9 protein-coding genes are annotated in these 14,954 nt (G+C 63.4%); 2 read left to right on the top strand and 7 right to left on the bottom strand.

The window, feature by feature from the left end:
• Positions 1-16 precede the first annotated feature (16 nt).
• From FRAAU_RS16015 to speA, 3 genes are all read right to left on the bottom strand, one after another.
• On the bottom strand, positions 17-1,429 hold the full coding sequence (locus tag FRAAU_RS16015; protein WP_014404568.1) for a sugar porter family MFS transporter: 1,413 nt from the start codon (positions 1,427-1,429) through the stop codon (positions 17-19).
• Positions 1,430-1,654: 225 nt separating this feature from the next.
• Positions 1,655-3,064: a sugar porter family MFS transporter gene (locus FRAAU_RS16010; RefSeq protein ID WP_014404567.1), complete on the bottom strand. Its 1,410-nt coding sequence runs from the start codon at positions 3,062-3,064 to the stop codon at positions 1,655-1,657.
• 845 nt (positions 3,065-3,909) lie between these two features.
• Positions 3,910-5,799 (bottom strand): biosynthetic arginine decarboxylase, encoded by a 1,890-nt coding sequence (gene speA, locus FRAAU_RS16005; protein WP_014404566.1) that lies wholly within the window; start codon positions 5,797-5,799, stop codon positions 3,910-3,912.
• A gap of 269 nt (positions 5,800-6,068) precedes the next feature.
• Between speA and speE the strand changes: the two genes are divergently transcribed.
• Both speE and FRAAU_RS15995 read left to right on the top strand, forming a co-directional pair.
• The gene (gene speE / locus FRAAU_RS16000; protein WP_014404565.1) at positions 6,069-6,920 is read left to right on the top strand and encodes a polyamine aminopropyltransferase; all 852 of its coding nucleotides are present in this window, start codon (positions 6,069-6,071) and stop codon (positions 6,918-6,920) included.
• Positions 6,921-7,023: 103 nt separating this feature from the next.
• Complete coding sequence (locus FRAAU_RS15995) at positions 7,024-8,049, top strand: hypothetical protein (RefSeq protein ID WP_014404564.1); 1,026 nt, start codon at positions 7,024-7,026, stop codon at positions 8,047-8,049.
• 97 nt (positions 8,050-8,146) lie between these two features.
• Here the strand turns inward: FRAAU_RS15995 and FRAAU_RS15990 are convergent, their stop codons facing one another.
• The 4 genes from FRAAU_RS15990 to plsB form a co-directional block, all read right to left on the bottom strand.
• A complete protein-coding gene (locus tag FRAAU_RS15990) occupies positions 8,147-9,478 on the bottom strand; it encodes an acyltransferase family protein (RefSeq protein WP_014404563.1) in 1,332 nt (443 codons plus the stop codon).
• Positions 9,479-9,676: 198 nt separating this feature from the next.
• Positions 9,677-10,429: a bifunctional demethylmenaquinone methyltransferase/2-methoxy-6-polyprenyl-1,4-benzoquinol methylase UbiE gene (gene ubiE, locus FRAAU_RS15985; protein ID WP_014404562.1), complete on the bottom strand. Its 753-nt coding sequence runs from the start codon at positions 10,427-10,429 to the stop codon at positions 9,677-9,679.
• 67 nt (positions 10,430-10,496) lie between these two features.
• A complete protein-coding gene (ilvD, locus tag FRAAU_RS15980; protein ID WP_014404561.1) occupies positions 10,497-12,356 on the bottom strand; it encodes a dihydroxy-acid dehydratase in 1,860 nt (619 codons plus the stop codon).
• Between the two features lie 69 nt (positions 12,357-12,425).
• Positions 12,426-14,951: a glycerol-3-phosphate 1-O-acyltransferase PlsB gene (plsB, locus tag FRAAU_RS15975; protein WP_014404560.1), complete on the bottom strand. Its 2,526-nt coding sequence runs from the start codon at positions 14,949-14,951 to the stop codon at positions 12,426-12,428.
• Positions 14,952-14,954: the final 3 nt, after the last annotated feature.

The raw sequence follows: 14,954 nt of genomic DNA, 5'->3' as shown, positions 1-14,954 counted from the left end.
AGGGCCGCCTCTGATTTCACCCCCTGTGCCTGCCAGGCAGGAAGCTGCCATCCTTGAGGGCTTGTTCGATATCTTCCAGACTGCGTCCGGCCGTTTCGGGGACCCGTCGCAGCACGAACAGAAAACCGGCCACGTTGAGCAGGCCATAGACCACCATGGCACCACCCACGCCCAGCCAGTGGGTCATGCTGAGTGCCGTCACGGTCAGCAACAGGTTGGAGCCCCACAGCATGGCCGAATGCAGGCCGGTGGCCTTGTCGCGGATGCCCAGCGGATAGATTTCCGAGCCGATCAGCCAGCCGATGACCTGGATGCCGATCGAGGTGAACAGCATATAGGTCAGCAGGCAGGCCACCACCAGCTGGCCATGCCAGGCTCCGCCCAGATCGAACTTGAACACCGCGCCCATCACGAACAGCGCAAGCGCGGCGAAGGGAGCTGTCCACAACGCGAGATGCCGGCGACCGACGCGGTCGACGATCAGCTTGCCGCAGAAGGTCATGGTCAGATACACCACCGCGACACCGACATTGGCCAACAGGGCGGCGGAATGGCCGAAGCCGGCATCGGACAGAAATGTCGGAGTGTAGTAGATCATCATCTCGATGCCCGACAACTGGGTGAACGCGGCCACGCCCAATCCGGCGATCAGGGCGGGGCGGACCCAGGCCTGGGCAAGACCGCCCCAGCCCAGGCCTGACGCCTGCTCTTTCTCGGCCTGTATGGACTGGATATCCCGGATCTCCTCGCGGACCTCCTGGCGGGTTTCGCGCACTTGCATCAAGGCCTGGCGAGCGGCATCGATCTCGTCCTGCTCCACCAGCCAGCGCGGCGAAAACGGCAGCTTGGTCATGCCCAGCAGCAGACCCAGCGAGGGAATGACCGCGACCCCGATCATGATCCGCCAGCTCCAGCGATCCTGCAGTCCGAAACCGACCAATGCGGCGATCAGAATCCCGACGCCGATCGATACGTTGAAATAGGTGACCAGACGTCCGCGCTTGTCCGGCGGCGCCAGTTCGGCAATATAGGTCGGCACGATCTGGGTGCAGCCGCCGACGGCAAAGCCGAGAACGAGTCGCGAGATGCCCAGCAACCAGGCATTGGGCGATGCTGCCGCGGCCAGCACCCCGATCACGTACACCGATGCCACCACCATGATGGTCCGGCGCCGCCCGATACCTGCCGAGAGCTGGGTACAGACCAGCGAGCCGATCACGGCACCGGCAAGAATGGCGGCGGTGACCAGTTCCTCGCCGACATGGGACAACGAAAAGTCATGAGAGATCTGACCCAGTGCCCCGGAAATGATGCCGGTGTCATAACCGTAGAGACCGCCGGCAATCGCTGCGATCGAGGCGATCATGGTCATGTAGCCCGAGGCTGACAATGATGTCGTGGGTGACTTGTACTGCGAATCCGAATCCATACCGCGAAACCTCCTCTGAAGCGACGATGCCTGATCGTCCGTCGTATGAGCAGTTACCCGATGAGTTCACCTACATATCGCCATACATTTATAGACTGGACCTGCGCGGCAGGTCCAGTCCCGAACTGACAAGGGGGCCGGCATGGCCGGCCCCCTTGGGTGCGGATCATCAAGCCTGATGTGGCTGGCTTGACTGTTGCGGCCCCTTCTCCGGGCGATGTCCGTTCAGGTGCCGGTCTGTGCAGCGGCGGGGCCTCGCAGGACCTTGTTCATGTGTTTCGGGTCGAACGTGCCCTCTTTGAGGGCGCGCTCGATCTGCTCCAGGCTGCGCCCGGCCGTTTCCGGCAGGCAGCGCACCACGAAGATGAAGCCGACCACGTTGAGCAGGCCATAGACGACCATCGCGCCACCGACACCCAGGGTGTCGACCATGGTCAGGGCCGTCGCGGTGCACAGCACGTTGGCACCCCACAGCGTAGCCGAATGCGCGCCGGTGGCCTTGTCGCGGATGCTCAGGGGATAGACTTCCGAACCAAGCAGCCAGGCGACGGCCTGGATCCCGACGGAATTGAAGCACATGTAGACCAGCAGGCAGGTCACCACCAGGGCACCATGGTAATGGCCGCCCAGATTCCACTGGAACACCGCGGCCATGCCGAACAGGGCCAGCGCGGCAAAGGGCAGGGTATACATCGGCAGATGACGACGGCCTACATGATCGACGATCATCTTTCCGGTGAAGGTCATCACCAGATAGACGATGGCCACGCCCAGCGCGGCGTACAGAGCGGCACCATGACCGAAGCCGGCCTTGGACAGGAAGGTCGGGGTGTAATAGATCATCATCTCGATGCCGGTCAGCTGGGTGAACGCGGCGACCCCCAGGCCGGCGACCAGGGCCGGGCGGACCCAGGGTTGCAGCAGTCCGCGCCAGCCGTGATCGGCGGCGGCGGCCTTGCGGGCGAACACATCCTTGATGTCGGCCATTTCTTCCCGCACTTCCTGCGGCGTCTCGCGGACCTGAAGCAAGGTCTCGCGAGCTTCGCGGACACGATCCTGCTCGACCAGCCAGCGAGGGCTGAAGGGCAGCCGGGTCATGCCCAGCAGCAGCAGCAGCGAAGGCAGGGCGGCAATGCCGATCATCCAGCGCCAGGTGAAGACATCCTGCAGGGCCACGCCGACGATGGCGGCGGCCAGAATGCCCAGTCCGATCGACACACAGAAATAGGTCACCAGCCGGCCGCGCATTTCGGGAGGCGCCAGTTCGGCGATATAGGTCGGCACGATCTGGGTCGAGCCACCAACGGCAAAGCCGAGAATCAGGCGCGCAATGGCCAGTGCCCAGGCATTGGGTGACAGCGAACAGGCAATCACGCCGAAGGTGTATATCGCGGCTACGATCATGATCGTGCGTCGCCGTCCCAGCGTGGCCGACATCCGGGTACATGCGAGCGATCCGATGACTGCACCGATCAGAATGGCGGAAGCCACCAGCTCCGAGCCGGTCGATCCCAGCGAGAAATCACGGGATATCTGCAGCAGGGCGCCTGATATGATGCCGGTATCGTAGCCGTACAGGCCGCCAGCTATGGCTGATATGGCGGCAATGACCCGCATGAACGAGGCAGGTGACATGCCCTCGTTTTCAGGTGACTGTGATGAAATTGATTCGACTCTGCTGTTCAAAACGTTTGGACCTCTATGCGTTTGGATATTGTCAGAGATATTCGAAGAAGAGCCGACATCCATGTGGATGACCGCTTCAGGATGCTGGCACCCATATGCGCCGCAATGCAGTCATGTGACTGCCTTCGTCCATCAATGCGAATGGACGTAGATCGTCTCGGCCATCGATACGTGGCAGACTGATCAGTTGTTTGTTTTCATCAACATACCTGAATCGGAAGATATGTCCAGCCGGGACCCGCGGGTGTTTGAAGAGGACATTGCATGATATGGACGTAAAGACGCCTTGATTTTCATGATCCCGACGGTGGATCGAAAGTCGGGGGCACGGCAAACGGCCTTTGATGACAGGGAGTTAGGAAGTGGCGGTGCCGGGCAGGGCAGTGGACATGCGCGATAGAAGCAAACCTGCAGCGCATGCGTCAATATGACTCATGTATGGCGGGGAGTGGGTGCTTGCTTTTGATCGCGCACAGTGGTGGACATGCCTCCGTATGGGATGCCTTGTCCGGGCCGCCATCGGCAGGGCGGCGACACATGCCGCCGGCACGGATCATCCCGGCGGTCAGCGGCTGGTCTGAGAGGTGCCCGCGAAGGAGGCGGGCATCGGCGACTGGCGATCCCCGCATGGAAGGGGGGCAAGGGTTCGCTGGATATCGAGGCCTGGGTGAAGGTCTCTTTAGGCTTGTTCCGGTCCGATGTCCTGATCAGCCAAGGGCGCGGACTTGCCCGGCATGAGGCCCCGGCCCGCGGGAGTCGTCATGCCGATGTACGCTGATCAGACGGGGTGACTCTCAGGCTTCGGCCAGGTAGGTGTAGCCGGTCAGGCCACGGTCCAGATCCTGATAGAGCCGGGTCGCTTCGTTGTCCGCCAGCCCGGCCTCGACGATGCGCTGCCGGTAGACTTCACGCAGGCGGTCGAGATCGTAGCCGACATAGTCCAGCATCAGATCCGTGGTATCGCCGCGCCGCAGATGGGAGAACACGTGGCCGTCACCGTCGACCTTGACGTTGACGGCATCGGTATCACCGAACAGATTGTGGATGTCGCCCAGGGTTTCTTGGTAGGCACCCACCATGAAGATGCCCAGCCGGTAGGGTTCGGCAGGACGCAGCGAGTGCAGGGGCAGACTGACGTCAATGCCCTCGGCATCGACATAGTGGTCGATGCGTCCGTCCGAGTCGCAGGTCAGGTCGACGATCACGCCCCGGCGGGTGGGCTCTTCATCCAGACGGTGGATCGGAGCGATCGGGAAGATCTGCTCGATCGCCCAGATATCAGGCACCGATTCAAATACCGAAAAATTGACGAAATACTTGTCGACCAGTTTTTCGTCGAGTTCGTCCATGACCTGGCGATGAGCGCGCTCGGCCGGCAACAGCCGCGAACGCACCGCATTGGCGATGGCGTAGTAGAGGTCGTCGAGACGAGCACGTTCGGCCAGGCTGAGCTGGCCAAGGGCATACAGGGTCTGACCCTCCTGCAGGTGGTGCTGCGCTTCGTGGAACAGCTCCAGCGGCGGGCGCTGGCCCAGCTCGGCATAGGTTTCCCGCAGCCGGCGAAGCACCGGCGCTTCCTCCTCATCTCCGGCCGGAGTTTCCGCGGCACCCGCCGGGCAGGGCTCGACCTCGGTGACATTGACCACCAGCACGGCATGGTGGGCGGTCATGGCCCGACCGGCCTCGGTAACGATATGCGGTGCAGGCAGGCCGGCCTCGGCGGAAGCTTCGGCGAGGGACTGGACGATGGTTGCGGCGTATTGTTCGATCGAATAGTTGATCGAGTTGTGGCTGCGCGAGCGCGAACCCTCGTAATCCACGCCCAGGCCGCCACCGACGTCGACAATCTGCAGCGGCACGCCCAGCCGGCACAGCTCGACGTAATAGCGGCTGGCCTCGCGCATGCCGGAGGCAATATCGCGGACATTGGAAATCTGCGAACCCATGTGGAAATGCTGCAGGCGCAGGGTATGCTTCAGCCCGACCTGGTCCAGCCGGCCGATCAGATCCAGCACCTGGCTGGGCGACAGACCGAATTTGCCCTTGTCGCCGCCCGTGTTCTGCCACTTGCCGGCACCGATGGAGGCCAGTCGGACGCGCACGCCCAGCAACGGCTCGATGCCCAGGTCGCTGGCCTCGGCCAGTACGTGGTCCAGCTCGGAGGGCTTCTCGATGACGATATGCACCCTCACGCCTAGCTTCAGGCCGATCAGGGCCAGGCGGACGTACTCGCGATCCTTGTAGCCGTTGCAGATCACGATACTGCCCGGTCGGGCCATCGCCAGCACGGCCATCAGCTCGGGCTTGGAGCCGGCTTCCAGGCCAAAGCCGGGGCCGCCGCGCTCGGCCAGCTCGCCGGAGACGCTGCGCTGCTGATTGACCTTGATCGGGAACACGGCGGTATAGCCGCCGGCATAATCCCATTCCCGGGTCGCCTTGATGAAGGCGGCCTGCAGCCGGCGCAGCCGATCGATCAGGATGTCGGGAAAACGCACCAGCAAGGGCAGGCGCAGGCCCTGGGCCCGGGCCTCTTCGACCAGTTCCGGCAGACGCAGCGTGGGACCGCGGTCGCCTTGCGGGCGGACCGTGATTTCGCCCGCATCATTGATGTCGACATAGCCGTCGCCCCAATGCGGAACCGCGTAGGTGTAACGAGCGGCGTCAATGCTCCAGCGAGTGGTCATGGGTATCTCACTTAATCTCGGGTCACGCGCAGGCCAGGCTGCGATGGAAACGGTGGCGGCCGCGCCGTTGCCGGGGGCAGGGACCCACGGCAACGGCGGAGTCTTGGCGTTCCAGTGCGACTGGAGCCTCAGGATTGCAAGTGTAATCGGCTCTGATCGGGATGTGCGAGCGGGGTGCGACGGCGAAGCTGTTGCCGCTGCCACCAGACGGGCCCGATTTGCTATCATTATCAATTGCTTTTCGACTTTTGACCTTCAGGAAATACTTCATGTCGCAGTCCAGCTGGTACACCGAGGCCCATCAAGCGTCCGGGTCCTCCATCGGGTTCCGCATCGAGCGTCAGCTGCACGCGGAAAAAACACCGTGGCAGACCATCGAGATCTACCAGACCACCGATTGGGGCAACCTGATGGTGATCGACGGCTGCGTCATGCTGACCGGGCGCGACAATTTCCTCTATCACGAGATGATGACCCACCCGGCCTTGTTCACTCATGCCCGTGCCAAGCGCGTGGTCATCATCGGCGGCGGTGACTGCGGAACCCTGCGCGAAGTGCTCAAGCATGAAGAAGTCGAGCAGGCGATCCAGGTCGAGATCGACGAGCGGGTCACCCGCCTGGCTGAGCAGTATTTCCCTGAACTGTGCGATTCCAACGGGGATCCGCGTGCCGAGCTGCTGTTTATCGACGGCATCAAGTACATGGCCGAGGCCGAGCCGGAATCGATCGATCTGATCATTGTCGACTCCACCGATCCGGTCGGTCCGGCCGAAGGCCTGTTCAATGCCGCCTTCTACGCCAGCTGCTACAAGGCACTGCGGCATGGCGGCATCCTGGTCCAGCAGAGCGAGTCGCCGCTGGCCCATCTGGAGCTGATCAAGGCCATGCGTGCGGCGATGCGTACCGCCAATTTCGCGGCGGTGCGGACCTTGTCTTTCCCGCAACCTTGCTATCCCACCGGCTGGTGGAGCTGCACCATGGCCCGCAAGGGGGGGGATCTGGCGGACTTCCGCGAGCGCGGCGCCATGAGCAAGAACTTCACCACGCGCTACTACAACGCCGAAGTCCACCGCGGCGCGCTGGCCCAGCCTGAATTCATGCGCGAGGCTTTCGGCGAATAAGTCTTCCGCCGGGCCGCCATCGCGGGTGGCTCGGCGGGCTTTCAGCTTGAAAGCGTTAGGATCACCGGTTTGTGGGCCGACGCGGTCCGATCAGGAGTAGTGGATGAAAACTTGGCGCGTGATCGCGAGTCTTGCCATCGCCGTCGCGGGTGCGACGACCGCCGCCGCCCAGGCGGCGGAGCGGCACAAGGCCCATCCGGCCACGGTGTCCAAGCCGACGGCGCAGCAGGCACTGCGTGGCTTCCAGCATGATCTGATCAGCCTGCTGGCCCTGCGGGCGGAAGCCTCGCCCTTGCTGGCGGCCGCCGAAATGGCTCGTGCGTTGAATGATGAATCACTGGCCGCCAAGTTTCCGGCCTTGCTCGGCCGTGCCGCCAGGGCACCGGGAGCCGGGCCGTATGTGACCTGGGAGCAGTTGGTGGACTGTGATCCCAAGATCCGGGATTGCCCCCGCAGCGAAGCCCTGGATCACCTGTTGGAGCAGGCGCCCGACAATGCCGCCGGCTGGCTGTTGAAACTGGGCCAGGATCGTCAGGACATGCGTGGCGATGCTGCGCGTGCCGATCTGGCCAAGGCGGCGGCCTCGGCCACTTATGACGATTATGTCGGGGCCAGCAAGGGGGCTCTGGCCTCGGCCGCGGCGATCCTGCCACCGCCACCGGCCACTTATGACGCGGCCAAGGGCGGCAGTGCTGCCGGGGTGATCTATCTGCTGGTTTCCAGCGTGGGCGAGACCTTGCCGCGTCCGGTGCTGCCGGTGGTGGCCGATTATTGCGAAAAGAATGCCTCGGATGCCTCGATCAAGGCTGATTGCCTGAAGCTGGCCAAGGTGCTGGATTGGGCCAGCAGTCCGCTGGCACGTTCGCTGGGCCTGCATCTGCGTCAGACCCTTTCCGATGATGCCAACGAGCAGGAAGAGGCCAGGCGGGCCTGGAACAGCCTGGTATGGCAGGTCCAGAATTTTGCCGTCTTGTCGGCCAAGGCCCAGACCGACCCGGCTCTGGCCCAGTACCTGCTGGGCCTGGTGCATACCGGCGGGACTGAAATGAGCCTGATCTATTCGGCACTGCGCAACCAGAACATTCCGCTGGATGCGCCCAGTGGCTGGACCCCCGGCCCGAACTCCTGAGTCCGCTTCGCTGATCTTCTGCCGCCGGTCCTGCGGATCCGGCGGCCAGCTGTCGGGGCATGAGGCCCGACCGAGAGGGGGAGGGCCGAGCTGCTGTTCAGGTGGCTTCCGAGCGTGGCCTGCACCTGCTTCCTGCCATCGGCAGCAGCCAGTCCTGCAATGTCCGACGGACCGGCACCACGACCCGTTCCTGAAAAAACAGACAGAACAGCACGGTCAGCAGCAGATACAGTCCGTACCAGAGGGGCGAGACATGGCCGGCGGCATCGAAGCAGCGGCGCAGACTCTGTCGGCACAGGCCGGGCTGGCCGGCCAGCACCATCTCGATCCGCGAGAACAGCAGATACAGCGGCACATGCAGGGCGAACATCGGCAGCGAGGCGCCGCCGAAGCGGGTGGCGATCCGCTGCCATCGCTCGCTGCGTGGCGAGGGCAGAAACAGGAACAGATACAGCAGGCACAGCTGGGCCGACAGCATCAGGCCGTCATGCAGCAGAAAATAGAAGGCGGCACCGCGATGCAGCAGCCAGCTGGCGGCCAGCAGGTTGAACACGATCCAGCCTGCGCAGAGGAAGGCGCCTGCGCCTGACAGCGAGCGCCCCTGACTCACCTGTCGATGGTAGTAGGTGCATAGCAGAATGCCGCACAGGAACTCCGGCAGACGGACCAGCGGGTTGCGATGCAGGACGCCGGTTACCGGCATGCCGTACTGATGGGTGAGGATGGCTGTCAGGGGAAACAGCAGATAGATCAGGTTGAACACGGCGATGGCCAGCAGCGGTTTGCGCAGCCGGTGCAGTCGCGGTGCGACCCAGGGGAAGCAGATATAGAAGAACAGCAGGGTCGAGATCGACCAGGCGGGCGCATTGAAGGTCAGGTAATAAGGATTCCATGCCTGCAGCATGGTCAGGTTCATGACCACGGCGCGGAACAGCTCGGCATTGCCCAGCATGTGGTAGAGCTTTTCGATGGGGCTTCCGTCGTTGACGTCATAGATGACGAAGCGGATCGAGGCATGGGCCGCATCGTCCGGGGTGATTCGCATCCAGGCCAGCAGGCACAGCACGGCCGCGGTGATCAGGATCGCACCGATATGGATGGGATAGAGATTGGCGATGCGCTTTATCAGGAAGCTGCGGCTCGATTCGCGCATGGCGAAGTCGCCATCCGGTTGCGGGCGCAGATAGACATGGGTCAGCAAAAAGCCCGACAGCACGAAGAAGGTGCTGGTGGAGAAGAAGCCCAGGTCGCTGAGATAGTGCGCCCACGGCCAGCTTGCGCCGTAATGGTAAATGGTGTGGAACAGGACGATATACAGGCCGAGACCGAAGCGCAGCCATTCCAGGGCCACGAACCGCTGCTGCGACCGGCCGGGAGCCGGACGGATATCAGTCGGCACGGCCGGCGGCGGGGGAACCATCGCATTCATAAGCTTGAGCTGCCAATCCGGAGTGAATCCAAACCCCCTGACGCTGGGAACCGCGCCCGGTCATGCCGGCCATGCCAGGCATGAGCTTCACTCGCTGGCGGATCCGGTCGGCGGCAAGCTAGCAGGGTGATCCCTAACAGATCCGGAATCGCGCGACGGCTGCCGTGATGGCGACGACATGAGTCGTCGCCGTGGTCTTCAGAACTTGTAGCCCCGATGGATGGCGACGATGCCGTGGCTCAGGTTGCGGACATCGACCCGGTCAAAACCCGCTTCGTTCATCAGTTCGCGCATGCCTTCCTGGTCGGGATGCTTGCGGATCGATTCGGCCAGATATTGGTAGCTGTCCGCGTCACCGGCAAACAGCTGGCCAAGCCGTGGCAGCACCTTGAAGGAATGGAAGTCGTACAGCTTGCTGAGCAGAGGCGATTTGACCTTGGAGAATTCCATGATCAGAGCGCGGCCACCCGGTTTCAGCACGCGGTAGATATCGGCCAGTGCCGCCGCCTTGTTGGTGACGTTGCGCAGCCCGAAGACCATGGTCACCGCATCGAAGCTGGTATCGGGGAAGGGCAGCATCTCGGCATTCATGCGCGCCCAGCACAGGCCGTCGACCAGGCCGCGGTCGGTGAGGCGGTCACGGCCGACTTCGAGCATGGCGGCATTGATGTCACCGACCACGATTTCGCCATCCTTGCCGACCAGCGGCAGCAGCAGCGCGGCGATATCGCCGGTGCCGCCGGCCAGATCCAGCACCCGATCGCCACGACGAACGCCGCTGACCAGGGCGAAATGGCGCTTCCAGAGCCGATGGATGCCCATCGACATCAGATCGTTCATCAAGTCGTAATTGCCGGCAACCGAGGTGAATACCTCGCCAACCAGCCGTTGCTTGTCGCCGACCGGGACGTCGCGAAAGCCGAAATGGGTCGTCGAATTATCTTTGCTCATGGTTGCATGCTACACGAGGCTGGAACGGCTGCGGGTTTGGGTTTTGTCAGCAGGCTCATCATGGCCGTCAGCGACGGACGCGGGGTTGCAGTTGGCTGACGTCACGGACGGCACCGCGAGCGGCGCTGGTGGTCAAAGCGGCATAGGCCTGCAGTGCCGCGCTGATCCGGCGCGGGCGCGGTCCCGGCTGCCAGCCATCGGGGCTGGCGTCCATGGCCGCGCGGCGGGCCGCCAGCTCCGCTGCATCCACGGCGATGTGGATCCGCCGGGCGGGAATGTCGATCTCGATGCGATCACCTTCCTCGATCAGGCCGATCTCGCCGCCCTCGGCCGCTTCGGGCGAGACATGTCCTATCGACAGTCCCGAGGTGCCGCCGGAAAAACGGCCGTCGGTGATCAGTGCGCAGCTTTTGCCCAGACCCTTGGATTTCAGATAGCTGGTCGGATACAGCATTTCCTGCATGCCGGGGCCGCCCTTGGGGCCTTCATAGCGGATTACGACTACGTCGCCGGCCTTGATGGCACCGCCCAGAATGGCGGCCACCACCGAGTCCTGGCTGTGGAAGACTCTTGCCGGCCCTGTGAAGCGCAGAATGCCGGCGTCCACGCCGGCGGTCTTGACGATGCAGCCTTCCTCGGCGAGATTGCCGTAGAGCACGGCCAGGCCGCCATCCTTGCTGAAGGCATGTTCGATATTGCGGATCACTCCCCGTTCGCGATCCAGGTCCAGGCTGTCGTAGCGACGTGACTGGCTGAAGGCGGTCTGGGTCGGAATGCCGCCGGGCGAGGCTCGGTAGAAGGCATGCAGGGCTTCATCGTCGCGACTGATCACGTCCCATTCGGCCAGTACCTCGCCCAGGCAGCGGCCGTGGATGGTCGAAACCTCCCGATTGATCAGCCCGCCGCGGTCCAGTTCGGCCAGCAGGCCCATGATGCCGCCGGCGCGATGCACGTCTTCGATATGGACATCGGCCACGGCAGGCGACACTTTGCAGAGTACCGGTACGCGCCGCGACAGGCGATCGATGTCGTGCATGGTGAAATCGACCCCGGCTGCATGCGCGGCGGCCAGCAGATGCAGCACGGTATTGGTGGAGCCACCCATGGCGATATCCAGGGTGATCGCGTTCTCGAAGGCCTGGAAGCTGGCGATGGAGCGGGGCAGCACGCTGGCATCATCCTGCTCGTACCAGCGCCGGGCCAGTGCCACGATCTGCTCGCCGGCCTGCTCGAACAGGCGCCTGCGATCGGCATGGGTAGCCACCACGGTGCCATTGCCGGCCAGAGCCAGACCCAGGGCCTCGGTCAGGCAGTTCATGGAATTGGCGGTGAACATGCCCGAGCAGGAGCCGCAGGTCGGACAGGCCGAGCGCTCGATGGTCCTGACCTCTTCATCGCTGATCCGGTCATCGGCGGCGGCGACCATGGCATCGACCAGGTCCAGGGCCACGGTCTTGCCCTTGAGCTGGACCTTGCCGGCTTCCATCGGTCCGCCGGAGACGAAGATCACCGGGATGTTCAGCCGCAGCGCGGCCATCAGCATGCCCGGAGTGATCTTGTCGCAATTGGAGATGCAGACCAGGGCGTCGGCACAATGGGCATTGGCCATGTACTCGACGCTGTCGGCGATCAGTTCGCGCGAGGGCAGGCTGTAGAGCATGCCGTCATGTCCCATCGCGATGCCATCGTCAACGGCGATGGTATTGAACTCCTTGGCGACGCCGCCGGCGGCCTCGATCTGTCGGGCCACCAGCTGGCCCAGGTCCTTGAGATGGACGTGGCCCGGCACGAACTGGGTAAAGGAATTGGCGATCGCGATGATGGGCTTGCCGAAATCGCCGTCTTTCATGCCGGTGGCTCGCCAGAGTCCGCGGGCGCCCGCCATGTTGCGGCCGTGGGTACTGGTGCGGGAGCGATAGGCTGGCATGATGGCTTGGCTCGGTCGGGGCTGGATTCCCGAGTGTAGCGCCAAGCCGGGCAGCTGTCCCGGTCCGGCTCAGTCTTCGCCGGTCGGTACCGGAACCTCCCGCTCGGGGCTGGTTTCGTTGTTGTCCTGGGCGATTTTCAGGATCGCGTGACGGACTTCCCGGCTGAGGATCAGACGGGCGTCATCGGCCAGGTCACCCAGGCTGGCATCGAAGTGGAGCTTGCTCTCTTCGCCGACCCAGATCACCTTGTGTTCGCGCAGTTTCTGGATAAAGCCGCGGAACAGGGCCTTGTCGAAAAATTCCGGCGCGGTCAGCTCGCTGAGCAGACCCAGGCGCTGGGCGGTCAGCGTGCAGGATTTTTCCAGCTCGGAGGCTGTCAGACGGCCTTCGCCGCTGCGGACCAGGGTCGCCAGGGTGATGTAATAACGCTCGAAGGCCTGAAGCAGATTGCGGGCCACCAGTCGCAACTGGAAGGTGCTGTCATCTTCGCCAGGTGCCCGTTCAAGCAGCCGGCCATCGCCCTGGGCTTCCAGCAGACCATGTTCGACGTAGAAATCGATGCTCAGCTGCAACTGGTCGCTGAAGGCTTCCTCGTCGTTGGGCAGATACAGCTCGCTCTGGATGAAGGGGAAGATGATGCGGCCCAGGCGCAGGATGGAGGCACGCGACATCCGCCGATTGTTGATGAAGCAGCAGGCGACCCATGAGGAGGCGGCGAGCAGGTGCAGCACGTTGTTGCGGAAGTAGGACAGCAGCACCGCGGCTTCGTCGTCGGTGACCAGCACATCGCCCAAGCTGTGCTTGACGCGGCGAATCCAGCCCATCTGTTCGCCATAGGCGATGATGCCGGCTGGCTCCATCGGGGTCAGGGTGACCCGGTCCGAATAGGGCAGTTCGCTGATCAGGGCCTTGTACAGGGCCAGCTGGTCCAGCAGATCGTTCTCGCTGATGGCATGCTTGGGCGTGGCCAGCAGGATCAGCGCCAGCAGGTTGATCGGATTGACGTCGGCGCAGCGGTTGATATTGACCTGGATCTGCTCGGCCAGTCCGTTCACGACATGGTTCAGCCATTCCGGCTTGGCATCGGGATCTTCCGCCGCCGCCCGGCGCCAGTCGGCGTGGGCCGCATCCAGTCGGGGAGTCAGCTCGATCGGCTCGCCGAAATTGAGGGTGACATGGCCGAAACGCTGCTTCATCAGGCCGCGCAGGCTGCCGATCAGCCCCCACAGCGATTCCTTTTCCTTGGGTTTGCCGGACAGCTCGCCGATATAGGACTTGCCCTCCATCAATCGCTCATAGCCGATATAGACCGGCTGGAACAGTACCGGGCGATGCGGTGCGCGCAGAAAGGCGCGAATCGTCATCGACAGCATGCCGGCTCGGGGTGCCAGCAGGCGACCGGTACGCGAGCGCCCGCCTTCGATGAAATACTCGATGGGCACGCCGCGGTCGATCAGCTGCGACAGGTATTCCTTGAACACAGCCGAATACAAGGCATTGCCGGTGAAGCTGCGACGCATGAAGAAGGCGCCGCCACGGCGCAGCAGGGGGCCGACCAAGGGCAGGTTCAGATTGACGCCGGCGGCGATATGAGGGATCACTACGCCGGCATGATGCAGCTGATAGGACAGCAGCAGATAATCGGCATGGCTTCGATGGCTGGGCACATAGACCACTTCATGGCCGGGCGCTGCTGCGCGGGCCTTGTCGAAGTGATGCATGGCGATGCCGTCGTAGAGCTTGTTCCAGAAATTGGACAGCAGAAAAGACACCGAGCGGATCACCGGGTGCGAGTAGTCGGCGGCAATTTCCACCGCGAAACTCCGGGCCCGTTTCAGGATCTTGTCGATCGGAGCCTTTTCCTTGTGCGCGACCTGCTGGATCACTTGCTGGACCGGGCCGGCATTGAGCACGGCATCGACCACGGTACGACGATGCGACAGGTCGGGACCGATCACGGCGGCGCGGATGCGGCGGAAATGGGTCCGCAGCACCCTCGCCATCTTGCGCGCAAAGCGATTGGAATCGCTCCGGTCGGCATCATCGAGCACGGCCCGCAGCGACACCGGCGCCGAAAAGTGCACGACCGTGTCGCGGCCGTTGAGCAGCACGGCCAGCAGTCGGCGGGTGCGACCGACCATCACCCAGTTTTCCGAGAACAGGACCCTGAACCAGCCGCTGGATCGGGCGGGTGCCCGGCCGACGTAGATCGAGACCGGGACAATCTGGATGTCGCTGTCCGGCGTGTGGTCCAGTGCATGTGCCAGATGACCCAGTGCTTCCTGGGGCAGGCGTCCGCGATTGCGGCCGAACAACCAACCGTCGCGCTTGTTCAGGCTGATCAGTGAACGCCGCCGGCGGGCAAGACGCATCGGCTGCATCGGGCTGGGCAGACCCGCCTCGCGGCAGGCCCGCTCCAGAATCAGTGCGTCGGAGAATCCGTCGCGTTCGACGATATAGCATACCGGCTGGTCGGGGTGAACCAGAGTGGCGGGCTCGGCCGGGTCGCGCTTGATGCGCACCCAGGGTTCAAGCAACTGCGCGGCGAGTCTGAACCACCAGGGGAGGTGTGCGCCGTAATCTGCCCCAATCATTTT

The organism is Frateuria aurantia DSM 6220 (assembly GCF_000242255.2).
GTDB lineage: Bacteria > Pseudomonadota > Gammaproteobacteria > Xanthomonadales > Rhodanobacteraceae > Frateuria > Frateuria aurantia.
This window is presented reverse-complemented; position numbering and strand designations above follow the sequence as displayed.